Origin of the sequence: Bacillus sp. H1a (assembly GCF_000633475.1) — a bacterium.
Lineage (GTDB): Bacteria > Bacillota > Bacilli > Bacillales > Bacillaceae_G > Bacillus_A > Bacillus_A paramycoides.
In genome coordinates this window covers 1-18,933 of the sequence record NZ_AYMH01000046.1, presented here as the reverse complement: position 1 = coordinate 18,933, position 18,933 = coordinate 1, and the positions used below count along the sequence as shown (strand labels likewise).

The following is an 18,933-nucleotide window of genomic DNA, read 5'->3' as shown; positions in this document are numbered from 1 at the left end:
CATTCCTTTCCTATTGTTTCGTCACAGGTGCAAATTTCGCTAATAAACGTTTAATACCAATTGGACTTGGGAACGCAATATCTAATTCTTTTGCATCTCCCTCACCTTTTACACTTACAACTGTACCGACTCCCCATTTCTGGTGGGAAGCTTTGTCACCTACTGCCCAGCCAATTTGCTCGCCACCTGTTGTCTTAACAGCCGGACGTACGAAAGCTGAACGAGAACGTGTTGTCGTTGCACTTGCCGTTGCGCCTGTCGTTCTTCCTTTTGCACCAAACGAAGTTTCACGCTTCGGCGCTGTTTCATTTAATGATTCCACTAATTCTGTCGGAATTTCTGTAATAAATCGAGATGCTGCGTTCATACTTGTTCTACCAAATAAAGTACGCATTTGAGCATTGGATAAGTATAACTCTTCTTCTGCACGGGTAATACCTACATAGGCAAGACGGCGCTCTTCTTGCATTTCATCTTCTTCCATAAGAGAACGAGTATGCGGGAATATCCCTTCCTCTAAACCAACAATAAAGACAACTGGGAATTCTAATCCTTTCGCTGAGTGCATCGTCATTAAAATAACTTCTTCACCAGCAGTTGGATCTTCATCTACGCGATCAATATCCGCCACAAGAGCTAAGTCTGTTAAGAATGCAACAAGGCTCTTATCTTCGCTTTGAGATTCAAATGTTTGCGTAACAGATAAAAACTCATCTAAGTTTTCTAAACGGCCTTCTGCTTCTAAAGAACGCTCATTTTTCAACATATCGCGATAGCCTGTTTTTTCAATAACTTCTTCTACTAATTCTGTAACAGATAAATACTCTTGCATATTTACCCAGTTGTGTAATAAACTTGCGAATTCTTTTACTGCCTTTGTTATTTTTGCACTTACTCCAACATGCTCAATCTCATCGAATACAGCAGTTAATGAAATTCCATTTTGTACGCCATAATTAATAATTTTATCGATGGAAGTAGCACCAATCCCGCGCTTTGGCATGTTAATAATACGTGCAAAACTAATCTCATCATCTGGATTCCCAATTAGACGTAAATACGCCAAAATATCTTTAATCTCTTTACGGTCGTAGAACTTAGTACCTCCGACAATTTTGTAAGGGATATTAGATTTTAGGAAAATCTCCTCGACCATACGAGACTGGGCATTCGTACGGTATAATACCGCAAAATCAGTATATTTTCGGTTCCCCATTTGAATATCATCACGAATTTTTTTCGCAACAAAATACGCTTCGTCCTTTTCGGTTGCAGCACGATAATACGAGATTTTACTTCCAACTTGATTGTCTGTCCATAATTTCTTCGGTTTACGGTTTGAATTTTTTTCAATAACAGCATTAGCTGCATTTAAAATATTTTGTGACGAACGATAGTTTTGTTCTAACAGGATAACTTGCGCATTCTCATAGTCTTTTTCAAATGACAAAATGTTAGAAATGTCTGCACCACGCCAGCGGTAAATAGACTGGTCAGAATCACCTACAACGCATAGATTTTTAAAACGTGCTGCTAAATGTTTAACAAGAAGGTACTGCGCTTTGTTCGTATCTTGATACTCATCAACGTGAATATATTGGAACTTACGCTGATAAAACTCTAGTACTTCTGGAACACGCTCAAATAGCTGAATCGTTGTCATAATTAAATCATCAAAGTCTAATGAGTTATTTTTCAGAAGACGTTTTTGATATTCTGTATATACATCACTCGTTAATTTTTCATATGGATCAGCGATTGTAATTTTTTTTGCATATTTATCTGCAGATAACAGTTCATTTTTCGCATTACTAATACCGGCTAAAATAGAGCGCGGCTCAAATTTCTTCGGATCAATATTGCGCTCTTTCATAATTTTCTTCACAACAGTTAGCTGATCACCTGCATCTAAAATCGTAAAGTTACGATTAACACCAATACGGTCTATATCACGTCGCAAAATACGTACGCACATAGAGTGAAACGTAGAAATCCAAATGTCTTCCGCTTCTGGTCCAACAAGTGTATCAATACGCTCGCGCATTTCACGGGCAGCCTTATTTGTAAAGGTAATCGCTAATACATTCCATGGCGCCACACCTTTTTCACCAAGTAAATACGCAATACGATGTGTTAACACACGTGTTTTACCACTACCTGCGCCTGCCATTAATAGTAGTGGTCCATTCGTTGTTTGTACTGCTTTTTGTTGCTGTGGGTTTAAACCATTTAATAACCTATCTGTCATACTCATATGTGCCTGCACCTACTCTCCTTTTACTGCTTTCACTGTTTTTAACGCAGCTTTTATATCATCATAAATAACATTTCCAATAACTACTGTATCAGCATACTGTGCCATTTCTTTTGCTTGTTCTGCATTAGAAATACCACCGCCATAATATAGCTTCGCTTGTTTCAATTCTGCTTTTACATTTTTAACAAGTTCAATATCTCCATACGTACCGCTATATTCTAAATAGAATATCGGTAAATGTAATAGCTTGTCTGCTAAACGCGCGTATGCAATAACATCATCTTCTGTTAAATCACATTTTGCATCTGTAAGCTGGGCTACTTTCGCTTCGGGATTTAAAACACAATACCCTTCCATGAAAATTTCGTCCCAGTCCATAATATCCCCAAATTCTTTCAATGCCTCATGATGAACACCCGTTATCCATTCTACTTTTCGGCTATTTAAAACACTTGGAATGTAATAAAAATCAAAACCTGGTGTGATTGCTTCCACATCAGAAACCTCTAACACACAAGGAACTGCATATCTACGAATGCTAACTAGCATGTGTAATACGTTATCAATTGTAACTCCATCACTTCCGCCGACAATTACAGCGTCTGTTCCTGATTCACAAATCATTTCTAAATGTTCATCGCTTAACTCCTTATTTGGATCAAGCTTAAATACATGTTTCCATTTGGAAATATCGTACATGAAAACACCCTTTCTTTTTTCTAATCATATCTATATTCCTACTCAAAAGAGCAGTTAATTTTTATCGGGATTTTTGAACTTCCTCTACTACATCTGTTTAAAAAGGATGGTCAAGTTTTGAACTTCCTTTTATGCATTCTTTCATTATAACAAAAAAAGCTACCTACACACACGCCCAATCCAACATCTTTTTCAACGTCAAATGTTGGATTACATATCAAAAAACTTATACGGAATACTAACAAATGAAATAGTATTTTCTATTTCGAAGTTAATCTAAAAGGAGTGTTTTTCTAATGAAGCAAAACATCGGTACAATTAGTGCTCTAATTCGAATTACACTCGGATTCATCTTACTCGGTTGTAGTACTGCCAAGCTCGTACGCAAACCACATTGCACTTGGTCTAAAGTTTTGCTATGGATAGGTGCAATGAAAATTGCAGAGGGAATTGTTCGTTTCTGCCCTATTGCTGAAGTGTGTAAATTTGGGAAATATATGAATATGGGCGCATTTAAAATGCCTAGCATGAATTTTACTGAAAAAGGACATACTAAAAAAGAAGTTAATCAAGCTTCCAGTCATGACAAACCAAAGTCAAATGGAAGTTATGATGCTTCTGACAAAGAGATTGAGTCAGCGATTGAAGAATTAATCCTGGCAAAACCGCTTTGAATCATTTGTCACGATGCAAGATGCTCTCAAAGAGACTTAGCTGCTGCAGTGGGCGGCTAAGTCTTCTTTATTTTATCACAAAACAGAACATACATTCTTGTTTTTCGGAGTTTTATCCCTAAAACATACATAAAAGATATCAATTAATAAAATTCAGAAAATTAGGTATAACCCCTTGCATGTAATGATATAAAAGTGATATCATTTTTATATCAGGAGGCGATCATATGAAAGAAAAACAAGTTTTTTATGTAAATGGTTTTCTCGGTATTATTGGGATTTTGATTTTAGCCGCTATCGGTGTATTTTGCCTTGTGCAAGAAATTTTCATAGTAGCAGCATTAACTATTATTTTAGCTGCGGTTCTCGCGACAGGTATTGGTATCGTTCAACCGAACCAAGCGAAAGTAATTACGTTTTTCGGTAATTATTTAGGGACAATTCGTCAAAACGGTTTATTTTTAACAATTCCATTCGCATTCCGTCAAACTGTATCTTTACGTGTTGAAAACTTTAACAGTAAGAAATTAAAAGTAAACGATGTTGAGGGAAATCCAATTGAAATTGCAGCTGTTATTGTATACAAAGTTGTTGATTCTGCAAAAGCAATGTTTGGTGTTGAGCATTACGATCGATTCGTAGAAATTCAAAGCGAAACAGCAATCCGCCACGTTGCAACAAAATATCCTTATGATAATTTCCAAGATGAAACTTGTATCACGTTACGTGGAAATACTGAGGAAATTTCAGAAGAGCTAAAACGTGAATTAGAAGCCCGTCTTGAAATTGCTGGTGTAGAAGTGTTAGAAACTCGTTTAACGCATTTAGCTTACGCAACAGAAATTGCCCATGCAATGCTACAACGTCAACAAGCAAAAGCAGTATTAGCTGCTAGAAAAGAGATTGTTGAAGGTGCTGTGAAGATGGCTAAAGATTCAATCCATATGTTAGATGAAGAAGGCGTACTTGAATTAGATGATGAGCGTAAAGCAAATATGGTAAACAACTTATTAGTTGCCATCGTTTCAGATAAAGGTGCGCAGCCAGTTATTAATACAGGAAGCCTCTACTAAAGGTTGTAAGTAATTATGGCTAAAAAGAAAAGCTTTCCATTACGTATTGATCCTGAATTACACGCAGTCATCGAAAAATGGGCGAATGATGAGTTTCGTAGCGTCAATGCACACATCGAGTATTTACTTCGAGAAATGGCAAAGCAAAAAGGAAAATTGAAAAAAGATAAAGATGCATAAAAATCCCGCTGAGAAATCAGCGGGATTTTTTATACATTAGCTTCTCGTCATCTCATGTCCAATTGCACGATATCCTATATCACTTCGATAAAATAGACCATCACTCTCAATTTTACCGATTTCTTTATAGACTTTATCTTTCGCCTCTTGTAAATTTTTTGCCTTGCAAGCAACAAACAATACGCGACCACCATTTGTTACAAAATCCCCATGTTTCATCACCGTACCCGCATGGAAAACAATTACATCTTGCAATGCATCTAATCCTGTAATAATCTCACCTTTTTTATATGCTTCTGGATATCCTTTTGAAGCAAGTACGACACCGATTACTGCTTCCTCTGACCATTCTAATGTTAATTCACTTTCATCTAATACAGCGTTACATACATCAACTAAATCGTTTTCTAAGCGAGGTAATACAACTTCTGTTTCAGGATCACCAAAGCGTGCATTAAATTCAATTACCTTTGGACCATCATTCATTAAAATAAGTCCCGCATATAAAATTCCTGTAAATGAACGATTTTCTTGGATCATCGCTTTAGCAGTTGGATGCAATACTGTTTTAATCGCCTCTTGAACTGCTGATTCTGGAATTTGTGGTACTGGAGAATATGCGCCCATTCCGCCTGTATTAGGACCTTTATCGCCATCAAAAGCCCGTTTATGATCTTGAGCAATTACCATTGGATGCACAGTTGTTCCATTCACGAATGCCATTAATGAAAATTCTTGTCCATCTAAAAACTCTTCAATAACAACCTTCTTACTTGCTTCGCCGAATTTCACATCTTGTAGCATTTCTTTCACAGCTTGTAATGCCTCTTCAAGCGTCATTGCTACTGTTACACCTTTACCAGCAGCTAATCCATCCGCCTTAATTACAATCGGTGCACCAACTTTTTGAATGTACTTTACTGCCTCTTCGTAGTCTGTAAAAGTTTCATATGCCGCAGTTGGAATATCATACTTTTTCATAAGTTCTTTTGTAAAAGCTTTACTACCTTCAATAACAGCAGCCGCTTTATTAGGACCAAATACACGAAGTCCCTCTTCTTTAAAACGATCAACAATTCCGTTCATAAGTGGAATTTCTGGTCCAACGAAAGTTAAGCCTACATTGTTTTCTTTTGCAAATAAGACTAGTGCATCAAAATCGTTTTCATCAATATCAATTGGTGTTGCAACATCGCGCATACCTTCATTACCTGGTGCTACATATACTTTTTCTACATTTTCAGATTGTGCAAACTTCCAAGCTAAAGCATGCTCACGTCCACCGCGGCCGATTACTAAAACGTTCATATTTCATCCTCCAATAATTAAATAAGTACAAACTAGAAGCTATGCTCCTAGTTTGTTTTCATATCAATTAAAGTTTAAAAAGGAGGATCGAGAGAACCGAGCAGGTCGAGGCACATTCGCCAGGAGGACACGGAGTGCAGCTTTCCTACATGAGTACCGCACTGGCAATGCAACGACGACATGCGAAGGTTATCTTGACCGGACTTTTTAAACATCCTCTATTAATGTTTGAAATGACGTACGCCAGTGAACACCATCGCAATCCCATACTCATCTGCCATCTTAATAGAATCCTCATCACGGATTGATCCACCTGGTTGGATAATTGCTGTAATACCTGCTTTTGCTGCTTCTTCTACTGTATCTGGCATTGGGAAGAAGGCATCAGATGCAAGTGCGCTGCCTTGTGCTTTTTCGCCAGCTTGTGTAATTGCAATTTTTGCAGAACCTACACGGTTCATTTGTCCAGCACCGACGCCAATTGTCATATCATCTTTCGCTAAAACAATTGCATTTGATTTCACATGTTTTACAACTTTCCAAGCTAGTTTTAAATCTTTCCATTCTTGCTCTGATGGTTCACGTTTCGTAGGAATCGAAATCGTACTTTCATCTAATGATAACGTATCTTCCTCTTGAACAAGAAGACCACCTTGTACAGAAGTTAGCTTTTTGCTTGCAGTCGTTGCCTTTTCAATATTTACAGTTAGTAGGCGTAAGTTTTTCTTACTTTGCAACACTTCTAAAGCTTCCTGTGAGAAAGAAGGTGCAATAACAATTTCTAAGAAAATCTCATGTAGCTTTTCAGCTGTAGCTTTATCAATTTCACGATTTGCTGCAATAATGCCTCCGAAGATTGATACTGGATCCGCTTCATAAGCACGTATGTATGCTTCATGAATATCAGCACCCACTCCAACCCCACATGGATTCATATGTTTTACCGCTACTACTGCTGGTTCTGTAAATTCTTTTACAATGCTAAGTGCTGCGTCTGCATCGTTGATATTGTTATAAGACAATTCTTTACCGTGCAACTGTTCTGCGTATGCAACAGAAGAAGTTGCAGCGAATGGTGCTTTATAGAATGTTGCTTTTTGATGTGGATTTTCTCCATAACGTAAATCTTGTTTTTTCTCAAATGTCACAGTTAATGTTTCTGGGCTTTCTTCACCCATTTGCTCTGTTAAATAATTAGAAATTAATGCATCATATGCTGCTGTATGACGGAATACTTTCGCTGCTAATTTACGTTTCGTTTCATCTGCTACTTCACCGTTCTCTTTCAGTTCTGCTAATACAACATCATAATCTACCGGATCTACAATTACCGATACAAATTTATGATTTTTCGCAGCAGAGCGAATCATTGTTGGGCCACCGATATCAATATTTTCAATTGCATCAGCAAATGTTACATCAGGCTTAGCGATTGTTTCTTTGAATGGATATAAGTTTACAACAACAAAATCAATTGCTTGAATACCTAATTCATTCATTTGCGCCACATGCGTTTCATTATCACGTACTGCTAATAGACCACCATGGATATTTGGATGTAATGTTTTTACACGTCCATCCATAATTTCAGGGAAACCAGTTACTTCAGAAATACCGATTACTTGTAAACCGTTTTCTTCTAGTAATTTTTTCGTACCACCTGTTGAAATAACTTCAATCCCTTGTTCAAGTAAACCTTTAACAAATTCTACTACACCTGTTTTATCTGAAACACTTACTAATGCACGCTTTTTCATTTATCCTTCACCCCTGGTTGTATGTTAGTTAACGGTTGGTTCTTTCACAGACTGAACAATTTGATTCACTGTATTGACGTACAATTTATGCTCAACTTGTTGAATTTTCTTTTGTAAGCTTTCTCTCGTATCCCCTTCAGATACAACTACTGCTTCTTGTGCAATAATTGGGCCTGTATCCATACCTGCATCTACATAATGAATTGTTACTCCAGTTACTTTCACACCTGCTTCTAATGCTTGACCGACAGCATCTTTACCTGGAAAACTCGGTAGTAGTGATGGATGAATATTAATAATCTTCCCGCCGTACGCTTCTAGTAAAGTCGGCCCAATTAAACGCATATATCCAGCTAAAATAACATAATCAATTTCATATTCTTCTAGTTTCTTTAATATTTCTTTTTCAAATGCTTCCTTTGACTCATATGCTTTCGCTGAAAAGGCGAAACACGGAATATGATGATAATGTGCCCGCCCAATAACGCGTGCCTCTGGTTTATCACATACTAATAGACTAATATCTGCATCCAATCTTTTTTCTTCTACTGCATTAACGAGAGATTGAAAGTTAGATCCGCTTCCAGAAGCAAAAACTGCTAATCTACTCATAGTGCTGTGCCCCCATTAAAGGTAACGCCAGCCCCTTGTACAGTACGTCCAATAATACGAGCTGTTTCTCCTTGCTCTTCAAGAAGACGAACAACATCTTTTGCATCTTCTTCTTTCACCGCTACTACCATACCAATACCCATGTTAAAAATATTGAACATTTCTTTCTCTTCTAGTTTCCCAACTTCTTGAAGTAAACTGAAGATCGGCTGAATTTCCCAAGACCCTAGTTCAATTTCTGCACCGATTCCTTCTGGCAACATACGTGGAATATTTTCAATGAACCCGCCACCTGTAATATGCGCCATACCGTATACTTCATGTTTCTTCAATAGTTCTAAAATAGGTTTGACATAAATTTTCGTTGGTTTTAATAATTCTTCACCAAGAGGTAGTTCTAAACGCCCATAAATACGGTCTAAAGATAACTGTCCATCTTCTAGTAACACCTTTCGTACTAATGAATAACCGTTACTATGAATACCACTAGATGCTAAGCCAATTAATACATGACCAGCTTTAATCTTTCCACCTGTTACAATTTTCTTTTTATCAACAATTCCAACTGTAAAACCAGCTAAATCGTATTCTTCTGTAGAATACATACCTGGCATTTCAGCTGTTTCCCCACCAATTAATGCACAACCAGCTTGGCGACAGCCCTCTGATATACCTTTGACGATGTTTTCAATTTTACTAGGTTCAGCTTTACCACAAGCAATATAATCAAGGAAGAAAAGCGGCTCTGCCCCTTGGACAACAATATCATTTACACACATTGCTACTGCATCAATACCAATTGTGTCATGTTTATCTGCCATAAAAGCGAGCATCAATTTCGTTCCCACGCCATCTGTTCCAGATACTAATACAGGTTCTTCTAATGCAAATTTTGATAGATCAAACATACCTCCAAAACCGCCTAAACCGCCTAGTACTTCTTTTCTCATTGTTGTTTGTACGTGTTTTTTCATGCGAGATACCGCTTCATATCCAGCTTCAATATCTACTCCTGCTTGCTTATATGCATTCGCCATCGTTATTTACACCTCGTCTTTTAATTTCTCCCCATCCAGGGCGGCCGTTTTAAGAAAGAAGCTAGCTTCTACATCAAAAGAAGTAGAAGCTTTTTTCTTCTTATTTCATACTTTCTAAAAGCTCTTGCTCATAATCATAAAGAGCTGTTGGATAGTCCCCATTAAAGTAAGCCATACATAGGCCGCCATATTTCCCTTCATATGGACGTCCAATTGCATCTACTAACCCATCTTCACTTAAAAATGTTAGTGAATCCGCACCGATCATTTCACGGATTTCTTCTACTGTATTATTTGCTGCAATTAATTCTTTTCTCGTTTGAATATCAATGCCATAGAAGCATGGATACTTCAGAGGTGGTGAAGCAATTCTTACATGAACCTCTGTCGCTCCAGCTTCACGAAGCATACGAACAATTCGTTTGCTTGTCGTTCCTCTTACGATAGAGTCGTCAATCATAACAACTCGTTTCCCCTCAACTACACCTCTTACTGCAGAAAGCTTCATCTTTACCCCTTGCTCTCGCAGTTCTTGAGAAGGTTGAATAAACGTACGTCCAACGTAACGATTTTTAATTAATCCTAACTCATACGGAATACCTGTCGCCTCAGCATAACCGATTGCTGCTGAAATACTAGAGTCTGGTACACCAGTAACAACATCAGCTTCAATAGGAGCTTCTGCCGCTAAACGTTTCCCCATGTTTTTACGTGCTGCATGAACGTTAACGCCTGCAATATTAGAATCTGGGCGTGCAAAGTAAATGTATTCCATACTACAAATTGCATGTTCTACATCATTTGTGAAACGATCTACGTGAATTCCTTCATCATTAATGATAAGTAATTCACCAGGTTCTACATCACGAATGTATGTTGCACCTACTACATCGAAAGCGCATGTTTCTGATGCTACAACGTAAGCATCACCCATCTTCCCAATTGAAAGGGGACGGAATCCATTTGGATCTAGCGCAACAATCATTTCATTTCCAGTTAGTAAAAGATATGCAAACGCACCTTTCACTTTATTTAGAGCGTCTTTTACACTTTCAATTAAAGAATCTTTTGTACTACGTTTAATTAGATGTAAAAGTACCTCTGTATCTGAACTTGTTTGAAAAATGCTTCCCTCTGCCTCTAATTCACGGCGAAGCATCTTTGCGTTAATTAAATTTCCGTTATGAGCTAGCGCCATACTATGATCAGAAAAACGGAATAATAATGGTTGAACATTAGCAACTTCACTTCCACCTGCTGTCGCATATCGCACGTGTCCAATTGCTGATTTTCCGTTTAATCCTTCTAGCTCACCTCTTGAAAACACTTCTGATATTAAACCTAACCCCTTGTGACCGATGATTTTTTCCCCATTATTTACAACAATGCCTGCGCCCTCTTGCCCACGGTGCTGCAAACTGTGCAATCCGTAGTACGAAACTTGTGCTGCATTTTCATGCCCCCAAATTCCGAAAACGCCACATTCTTCATTTAACCCCTTTATTTCAGCAAGCATGGGATTGCCCCTTTCCAAGCCTTTCTCATTTCATCTACATTTGCTGTAAGTAATACTTCATTTTCTTCATTATGAATTGTTACTTCATTTGTATCTGTCACTGCCCCAACTTGAATTGCTTCAACGACTTTCTCGAACGCTTCTTTATTTTCACGTTTTACAGTTAGAACGAAGCGAGATTGTGATTCCGCAAATAATACCGCCGTTGCTTCACCGTCTAATTTCACAGTAGCACCTAAACCGTTAGCACCAATTGCACTTTCAGAAATTGCAACTGCTAAACCACCTTCAGCAACATCATGTGCCGATTGAACAAGGCCAGCTTGAATTGCTTCTAATACTTGTTTTTGGCGTTTTAATTCTACATCTAGATCGATACTTGGTGATTGGCCGAAAATTTTGCCGTGGACCATTTTCTGTAATTCACTTCCACCAAATTCAGCTTTCGTCTCTCCAATTACGTAAACTAAATCGCCAGCTTGCTTAAATTCTTGTGTTGTTACATGTTTTAAATCATGGACAAGACCAACCATACCAACAGTCGGTGTTGGATATACCGCTTCACCACTACGCTCGTTATACATTGATACGTTTCCGCCGATAACTGGCGTTTGTAAAGTGCGACAAGCTTCACTCATACCATCTACCGATTTCTCAATTTGCCAGAAGATTTCTGGTTTTTCTGGGTTACCAAAGTTTAAGCAATCTGTAATTGCAAGCGGCTCTCCACCAGAACATACGATATTACGCGCTGCCTCTGCTACTGCAATTTTACCGCCCATTTCTGGATCTAAGTAAATGTAGCGAGAGTTACAATCTGTCGTCATTGCTAATCCTTTTTCTGTACCGCGTACACGTACAACCGCTGCATCTGAACCTGGTGTAACAACTGTGCTTGTGCGTACTTGGTAATCATATTGATCATATACCCACTCTTTACTTGCAATTGTCGGTTGTTGTAGTAAAGCGAATAACGTTTCTTTATAATCTTCTACTTGCGGTGTTTCCACTTTCATCTGCTGGAACTCAGTAAAGTATGCTGCTTCTTTTGATGGTTTATGATAAATTGGCGCTTCTTCTGCAAGTGCATCTGCTGGAACCTCAGCTACCATTTCACCTTTATGGAATAAGCGAAGCATTTTATCTTCAGTTACTTTCCCCATCGTAACTGCTGCAAGACCGTACTTCTCGAATAAATCTACTATTTCTTGCTCTCTACCTTTTTTCACAACAATTAACATACGCTCTTGTGATTCAGATAGCATCATTTCATACGGTGTCATTCCTGTTTCACGCTGCGGTACATCATCTAAGTACATTTCAATACCCATACCTGCTTTACTTGCCATTTCCGCAGAAGATGATGTTAAACCAGCAGCTCCCATATCTTGAATTCCAACAAGTGCATCCGATTGAATTAATTCTAAGCAAGCTTCAATAAGAAGTTTCTCCATAAATGGATCCCCTACTTGAACCGCCGGACGTTTCGCTTCTGAGCTTTCAGATAGCTCTTCAGATGCGAATGTTGCACCGTGAATACCATCACGGCCAGTTGATGCTCCTACGTACATTACTGTATTACCAGCACCATGTGCTTGCCCTTTTTTAATATCTTCATGATTAATTAAGCCTACGCACATTGCATTTACAAGTGGATTTCCTTCGTAACATGGATCAAACTGTACTTCTCCACCAACAGTAGGAATACCGATGCAGTTACCGTATCCTGCGATTCCCGCTACTACTTCTTCGAATAAATATTTCACGCGTGGTGATTGTAATTCCCCGAAGCGAAGTGAGTTTAATAAAGCTACTGGACGTGCTCCCATAGAGAATACATCGCGAATAATACCGCCAACACCTGTTGCTGCTCCTTGATATGGTTCAATAGCAGAAGGATGGTTATGACTTTCCATTTTAAATACAACAGCTTGATTATCACCGATATCTACAATTCCAGCACCTTCTCCAGGTCCTTGTAGGACACGCTCACCTGTTGTTGGGAACTTGCGAAGAACTGGCTTTGAATTTTTATAACTACAATGTTCAGACCACATTACAGAGAATAGCCCTGTTTCTGTATAATTCGGCAAACGGCCTAGAATCTTTTCAACCATGGCAAACTCTTCGTCTGTTAGCCCCATTTCCGCATATATACGCTCTTCTTTAATTTGTGTTGGATTTGGTTCAAGCATTAACGACATATGTTTCCCTCCACTGTTTTAAGATAGATTGAAAGACTTTTAACCCTTCAGCACCGCCAAGTAATTCATCTACAGCACGCTCTGGGTGTGGCATCATACCAAGTACATTTCCTTTTTCATTTACAATACCAGCAATATCTGAAACACTACCGTTCGGATTTTCTACGTAACGGAATGCGATTTGATTGTTCTCTTCTAATTGTTTAAGAGTTTCTTCATCACAATAGTAATTTCCCTCACCATGTGCGATTGGAATATTAATTACTTCATCTTTTTCATATTGTGATGTAAACATCGTTTCGTTGTTTTCAACGCGTAACTGAACAGTACGACACATAAATTTTAAGTTTTTATTTCTCATTAATGCTCCTGGTAGTAATCCTGATTCAACAAGAATCTGGAATCCATTACATACACCTAAAATCGGCTTTCCTTGCTCAGCAGCTTTTTGCACTGCTTTCATTACATTAGCAAAGCGAGAAATAGCACCACAGCGTAAGTAGTCACCGTATGAGAATCCACCTGGTAGTAAAATTGCATCATATTCATCTAAATTCTCTGTATCGTGCCAAACGTAATCTACTTCTTCGCCAAGCTCATCTTTAATTGCATGGAACATATCGACATCACAGTTCGAACCCGGAAATACTATTACGGCAAATTTCACTGTGCGACAACCTCCTCAACTTCATAACGGAAGTCTTCCATTACAACGTTCGCTAATAGTTTTTCACACATTTCCTTTACCTTTGCGTCAAGGTCAGATACTGATTTATCAATTGTTAGTTCCATGTACTTTCCGATTCGAACGTCTTGTACTTCTGTGAACGAAAGACTATGAAGTGCCCCTTTTACTGCTGTTCCTTGTGGATCTAATACGCTTTCTCTTAACGTTACATATACCTTAACTTTATACATGTGAAATTCCCCCTAAACGTTTTAAAATCTCTTCATAAGCTTCTGTTAAATTTCCAAGATCGCGACGGAATACGTCTTTATCAAATTTTTCATTGCTCGTTTCATCCCATAAACGGCAAGTATCTGGCGAAATTTCATCCGCTAATATGATTTCTCCTTCTTCAGTTACACCAAACTCTAATTTAAAATCTACTAATCTTACACGACAGCTTGCGAAATGCTCAATCAATACTTGATTGATTTGTAGAGCCATATCTCGTAATACGCTTACTTGCTCTGGTGATGCAACGTTTAATACACGAATATGATCTTCCGTTACAAGCGGATCTCCTAAATCATCATCTTTGAAGTAAAATTCTACGATTGGTTCTGCAAGTACAGTTCCCTCTTCCATTCCTAATCGTTTTGAAAGACTTCCTGCAATTACATTTCTTGTGACAACTTCTAGAGGAATAATACTCACTTTTTTTACAAGTTGCTCTGTTTCAGATAACTTCTCAACAAAATGTGTTTTTATTCCTACTTCTTGTAACTTTCTGAACAATAAAGTTGTAATCTCATTGTTCAAACGACCTTTTCCTGTAATCGTCTCTTTTTTCTCCCCATTGAAAGCAGTCGCACTATCTTTGTACTCTACCCAAACCATATCTGCTGATTCTGTACGATAAATTCTTTTTGCCTTACCTTCATACAGCAATTCTAGCTTTTGCATTTCGCAAGCCCCCTGTAGTTTGAAAAATGTGAATAATATTTTTATAAAGAATGGCACAGAATGACTCTATTCTGTGCCATATAAAATTTTACGCTTCGTTTAATCCAAGGCGTTCAAAGATTGTATCAACGTGTTGCATATGATGCTCATAGTTGAAGCATTCATTAATTTCTTCTTGCGTTAACTTGCTCGTAATACGCTCATCAGCTTCTACAAGTTCTTTAAATTGTACTTGTGTTTCCCAAGCTTCCATCGCTTTAGGCTGTACGATATCATAAGCTTCTTCACGTACCATACCTTTGTCGATTAGTGTAAGCATTACGCGTTGAGAGTAAATTAAGCCGTATGTTCTTGTCATATTACGTTTCATATTCTCTGGGTATACAGTTAAGTTTTTAACGATATTACCAAAGCGATTTAACATGTAATTTAACGCGATTGTAGCATCTGGTAAAATTACGCGTTCTGCTGAAGAGTGAGAGATATCGCGCTCATGCCATAATGGAACATTCTCGTAAGCTGTCATCATATAACCGCGGATAACACGAGCTAAACCAGTCATATTTTCAGATCCAATTGGATTACGTTTATGTGGCATTGCAGAAGATCCTTTTTGACCTTTTGCGAAAGCCTCTTCAACTTCGCGTGTTTCACTCTTTTGTAAACCACGAATCTCAACTGCCATCTTTTCAATAGATGTTGCGATTAGTGCAAGTGTTGACATGTAATGAGCATGGCGATCACGTTGCAATGTTTGTGTTGAAATAGGTGCTGCTTCTAATCCTAAGTTTTCACAAACATACTTTTCTACGAATGGATCGATATTTGCAAATGTACCAACCGCACCAGATAATTTACCAACGCGAACTGTATTAGCAGCTTGTTTGAAACGCTCTACGTTACGTTTCATTTCTTCATACCAAAGACCAAGTTTTAAACCAAATGTTGTTGGTTCTGCATGAACACCGTGTGTTCTTCCCATCATGATCGTGTATTTATGCTCTTTTGCTTTATTAGCTAAAATGCTAACAAAGTTTTCTAAGTCTTTTAATAAGATTTCATTCGCTTGTTTTAAGATATAAGATAACGCTGTATCTACTACGTCTGTAGATGTTAAACCGTAATGAACCCATTTACGTTCCTCACCTAATGCTGGTGTTTCTGATACAGCACGAGTGAATGCAACTACGTCATGACGTGTCTCTTTTTCAATTTCATAAATACGATCGATATCAAATGATGCATGCTCACGAATTTTTTTAACATCCTCTTTTGGAATATCGCCAAGCTCAGCCCATGCTTCACAAGCTAAAATCTCAACTTCTAACCACGCTTTAAATTTGTTTTCTTCCGTCCAAATCGCACCCATTTCAGGGCGTGTATAACGACTAATCATCTTTTTCCCTCCAACAGTTGTTCTTGATGGTCCCAAATATGCAAACTCTTCGCTTTTTCTAGAGCGACTTCAATATTATCATTTAAAATATTAACATGCCCCATTTTTCGCTGCGCTTTTGCTTCTTCTTTTCCATACAAGTGTAAATAGCACCCGGTTAATCCATTCACTTGTCCTAGGACCCCTTCTATATGTTCGCCTAAAATGTTCACCATGACAACTGGTTTTAACAAATTTGTTTCTCCAAGAGGTAAATTACAGATTGCTCGAATATGTTGACCAAATTGGCTCGTTTCACATGCATCAAGTGTATAGTGCCCTGAATTGTGAGGTCTTGGTGCTAATTCATTAATGTAAATCTCACCGTCAGCAGTAGCAAACATCTCTACCGCAAGTGTTCCCACAAGTTCTAATTCATCCGCAAGCACTTTTGCGTAAGCAATTGCTTTTTGAGAAAGTTCTTCTGTAATGCGAGCTGGAACGATAGATTCATGCAAGATGTTATTCACATGAATATTTTCCGCTACCGGAAATACTTTCGTTTCACCACTTACACTACGAATTACAATAACTGATACTTCTTTTTCAAAAGGCACCCATTTTTCTAGAATGCACTCTGCTTCATTCGCAAGCTCTCGTGCCTTCTCAACATCAGCTTCACTTCTTAAAACAACTTGCCCTTTCCCATCATATCCACCTGTCGTCGTTTTTAAGACGGAAGGAAATGATAACTCAGCAATCGCTTCAGTAAGCTGATCTTGATTTTGAACTAATCTATACGTTGCTACTGGTAACCCAGCTTTCTCAATTGCATTCTTTTCTGTAAAACGATTTTGCGTTTTATTTAACAACTGACTACCTTGTGGTAAGTAAGCATGTTTTTCAAGCCATTGTAAACATCTATAATCAATATTCTCAAATTCATATGTGACAACGTCGCTTATCTCTGCTAAATGCTGAATTGCTTTTAAATCGTCATACGGTGCAACAACTTCAACATCAGCAACTTGTGCACATGGTGAATGTTTTGTAGGATCTAAAACAGCAATTTTATATCCCATCTCCTTAGCTGCCAGCGCCATCATTCTTCCAAGCTGGCCGCCTCCAATAATGCCGATTGTTTTTCCAGGTAAAATGATTCTCGTCATACTAGCTCACTACCTTCACGCACAGTTTTCTCAATAGCTTCTCGTCTCAGTTCTAATGCATCATGTATGTCATCATGAAATGATCCAAGTATTTGTGCAGCAAGTAATCCAGCATTTGTTGAACCAGCCTTACCAATTGCAACAGTTGCAACTGGAACCCCTCCTGGCATTTGGACGATGGATAATAATGAATCTAAGCCGTTTAATGCTTTTGATTGAACTGGAACACCGATTACAGGAAGATTTGTCTTCGCTGCAACCATTCCTGGTAAATGCGCTGCTCCACCAGCTCCAGCAATAATAACTTTTAATCCACGTTCACGAGCTGTTTCTGCATATTCAAACATATAATCCGGAGTCCGATGAGCGGATACAACTTTTTTCTCATACGGTATATTTAATTCATCTAAAATGTCACAAGCATATTTCATTGTTTCCCAGTCTGACGTGCTTCCCATTATGACTCCAACTAGTGATTTCATATTAGAATCCCTCCGATTCAAATAAAAAAAGCCTGAAATAGAACAGTTTCTCTTTTACTATGAGAGAAAGCGCTCTACTCAGGCATACGTATCCCTTGTGAATAGAAAAATACCGAGTGACTTTCCCTCATAGTCTAACGAATAACGGTCGTTAGGTAGAGACTTGCAGGCCATATCCCCGCGATTATATGAGGTCTTATATATTATTGTTTCTATGGCTATATTAACAATATTTCATAAACAATGTCAATAAATAATCGAATGTTTTTTTATTACTTATCGTTAACGTTCGTGTTTTAGTTATATTCAAAAGAAGAATTGCAACTATATGCAAGAAGGAAAGGGAATTAGAATATATATTTCTAGAGATCTATTTTACGTATAATTGTTTATATAGTACTTCAGTATGTTTTAAATCAAAATATATACACTCTTGTGTTCTATACATCAATAGAAATTATATTGTAGCAATTTAATTTCTAAGGAGGATAACTGTGAAAAAAAGAACTATGCTATTATCCTATTTATTTTTCTCTATCGCAGTAATTGCTGTAATGATTGAATACTTATTTATATCATCTCATTTTTTCTACTCTCATTATTTAAAATATATACTTGTAATAGAAATACTGTGTCCTATCATAGGTATTATTTTAGGAGCACTTGGAAAGCCTGGAAAACAAAAAATCATTGCCATTACTTTGAATAGCCTCATTTTTATTCTTTTTTCATCTTTAGCTCTATTACATTTATGGATTTTAACATTTGGTAAATAAAAATAAACACAAAAAAACCTAAGTCGAATCGACTTAGGTTTTTGCTTGGCGACGTCCTACTCTCACAGGGACAAGGTCCCAACTACCATCGGCGCTAGAGAGCTTAACTTCCGTGTTCGGTATGGGAACGGGTGTGACCTCTCTGCCATCATCACCAAACTATTGAAGGCATATTCCTTCAAAA

18 protein-coding genes, 1 rRNA gene and 1 riboswitch are annotated in these 18,933 nt (G+C 37.8%); of the genes, 4 read left to right on the top strand and 15 right to left on the bottom strand.

The features are described 5' to 3' along the window. Positions 1-10: 10 nt before the first annotated feature. Both pcrA and U860_RS0121865 read right to left on the bottom strand, forming a co-directional pair. Positions 11-2,254 carry a DNA helicase PcrA gene (gene pcrA, locus U860_RS0121870; RefSeq protein WP_029953054.1) on the bottom strand — a complete coding sequence of 748 codons (2,244 nt, stop codon included), beginning with the start codon at positions 2,252-2,254 and terminating at the stop codon, positions 11-13. 12 nt (positions 2,255-2,266) lie between these two features. After that, positions 2,267-2,956, bottom strand: a complete 690-nt coding sequence (locus U860_RS0121865; protein ID WP_025150173.1) for a heptaprenylglyceryl phosphate synthase — start codon at positions 2,954-2,956, stop codon at positions 2,267-2,269. Positions 2,957-3,252: 296 nt separating this feature from the next. Between U860_RS0121865 and U860_RS0121860 the strand changes: the two genes are divergently transcribed. The 3 genes from U860_RS0121860 to U860_RS31840 all read left to right on the top strand — a co-directional run bounded on the left by U860_RS0121860 (position 3,253) and on the right by U860_RS31840 (position 4,883). Next, on the top strand, positions 3,253-3,630 hold the full coding sequence (locus tag U860_RS0121860; RefSeq protein WP_025150172.1) for a DUF2892 domain-containing protein: 378 nt from the start codon (positions 3,253-3,255) through the stop codon (positions 3,628-3,630). Positions 3,631-3,857: 227 nt separating this feature from the next. After that, positions 3,858-4,703: an SPFH domain-containing protein gene (locus tag U860_RS0121855; protein ID WP_025150171.1), complete on the top strand. Its 846-nt coding sequence runs from the start codon at positions 3,858-3,860 to the stop codon at positions 4,701-4,703. A gap of 15 nt (positions 4,704-4,718) precedes the next feature. Next, positions 4,719-4,883: a toxin-antitoxin system HicB family antitoxin gene (locus U860_RS31840; RefSeq protein WP_001085171.1), complete on the top strand. Its 165-nt coding sequence runs from the start codon at positions 4,719-4,721 to the stop codon at positions 4,881-4,883. Between the two features lie 36 nt (positions 4,884-4,919). On the opposite strand, the gene purD is transcribed toward U860_RS31840, so the two are convergent. The 12 genes from purD to purE all read right to left on the bottom strand — a co-directional run bounded on the left by purD (position 4,920) and on the right by purE (position 17,973). After that, complete coding sequence (gene purD, locus U860_RS0121845; RefSeq protein WP_025150170.1) at positions 4,920-6,191, bottom strand: phosphoribosylamine--glycine ligase; 1,272 nt, start codon at positions 6,189-6,191, stop codon at positions 4,920-4,922. A 221-nt stretch (positions 6,192-6,412) separates the two neighbouring features. Continuing rightward, positions 6,413-7,948: a bifunctional phosphoribosylaminoimidazolecarboxamide formyltransferase/IMP cyclohydrolase gene (gene purH, locus U860_RS0121840; protein WP_025150169.1), complete on the bottom strand. Its 1,536-nt coding sequence runs from the start codon at positions 7,946-7,948 to the stop codon at positions 6,413-6,415. A 24-nt stretch (positions 7,949-7,972) separates the two neighbouring features. Then, entirely contained in the window at positions 7,973-8,560 is a 588-nt protein-coding gene (gene purN, locus U860_RS0121835; protein WP_000088570.1) for a phosphoribosylglycinamide formyltransferase, read from the bottom strand. Then, on the bottom strand, positions 8,557-9,597 hold the full coding sequence (gene purM, locus U860_RS0121830) for a phosphoribosylformylglycinamidine cyclo-ligase (protein WP_025150168.1): 1,041 nt from the start codon (positions 9,595-9,597) through the stop codon (positions 8,557-8,559). Before purM ends, purN begins: the two co-directional genes overlap by 4 nt. 100 nt (positions 9,598-9,697) lie before the next feature. Continuing rightward, positions 9,698-11,113, bottom strand: a complete 1,416-nt coding sequence (gene purF / locus U860_RS0121825; protein WP_025150167.1) for an amidophosphoribosyltransferase — start codon at positions 11,111-11,113, stop codon at positions 9,698-9,700. Beyond that, positions 11,098-13,317 (bottom strand): phosphoribosylformylglycinamidine synthase II, encoded by a 2,220-nt coding sequence (gene purL, locus U860_RS0121820; protein WP_025150166.1) that lies wholly within the window; start codon positions 13,315-13,317, stop codon positions 11,098-11,100. Before purL ends, purF begins: the two co-directional genes overlap by 16 nt. Next, the gene (purQ, locus tag U860_RS0121815) at positions 13,301-13,984 is read right to left on the bottom strand and encodes a phosphoribosylformylglycinamidine synthase subunit PurQ (RefSeq protein WP_025150165.1); all 684 of its coding nucleotides are present in this window, start codon (positions 13,982-13,984) and stop codon (positions 13,301-13,303) included. The genes purL and purQ overlap by 17 nt, the downstream gene beginning before the upstream one ends. Continuing rightward, the gene (gene purS / locus U860_RS0121810) at positions 13,981-14,235 is read right to left on the bottom strand and encodes a phosphoribosylformylglycinamidine synthase subunit PurS (RefSeq protein WP_000278820.1); all 255 of its coding nucleotides are present in this window, start codon (positions 14,233-14,235) and stop codon (positions 13,981-13,983) included. The genes purQ and purS overlap by 4 nt, the downstream gene beginning before the upstream one ends. Further along, the gene (gene purC, locus U860_RS0121805; RefSeq protein ID WP_001170546.1) at positions 14,228-14,947 is read right to left on the bottom strand and encodes a phosphoribosylaminoimidazolesuccinocarboxamide synthase; all 720 of its coding nucleotides are present in this window, start codon (positions 14,945-14,947) and stop codon (positions 14,228-14,230) included. The genes purS and purC overlap by 8 nt, the downstream gene beginning before the upstream one ends. A gap of 88 nt (positions 14,948-15,035) precedes the next feature. Next, positions 15,036-16,343 carry an adenylosuccinate lyase gene (gene purB, locus U860_RS0121800; RefSeq protein ID WP_025150164.1) on the bottom strand — a complete coding sequence of 436 codons (1,308 nt, stop codon included), beginning with the start codon at positions 16,341-16,343 and terminating at the stop codon, positions 15,036-15,038. Next, positions 16,340-17,491 carry a 5-(carboxyamino)imidazole ribonucleotide synthase gene (gene purK / locus U860_RS0121795; RefSeq protein WP_025150163.1) on the bottom strand — a complete coding sequence of 384 codons (1,152 nt, stop codon included), beginning with the start codon at positions 17,489-17,491 and terminating at the stop codon, positions 16,340-16,342. Before purK ends, purB begins: the two co-directional genes overlap by 4 nt. Then, positions 17,488-17,973: a 5-(carboxyamino)imidazole ribonucleotide mutase gene (gene purE / locus U860_RS0121790; protein WP_002010008.1), complete on the bottom strand. Its 486-nt coding sequence runs from the start codon at positions 17,971-17,973 to the stop codon at positions 17,488-17,490. Before purE ends, purK begins: the two co-directional genes overlap by 4 nt. Positions 17,974-18,083: 110 nt before the next feature. Further along, a riboswitch (purine riboswitch) is annotated at positions 18,084-18,185 on the bottom strand. Between the two features lie 282 nt (positions 18,186-18,467). Between purE and U860_RS0121785 the strand changes: the two genes are divergently transcribed. Further along, positions 18,468-18,749, top strand: coding sequence for a hypothetical protein (locus U860_RS0121785; RefSeq protein ID WP_025150162.1), 282 nt, complete (start codon positions 18,468-18,470; stop codon positions 18,747-18,749). Between the two features lie 43 nt (positions 18,750-18,792). Here the strand turns inward: U860_RS0121785 and rrf are convergent. Continuing rightward, positions 18,793-18,908: ribosomal RNA gene (rrf, locus tag U860_RS0121780) — 5S ribosomal RNA — on the bottom strand. Positions 18,909-18,933 lie beyond the last annotated feature (25 nt).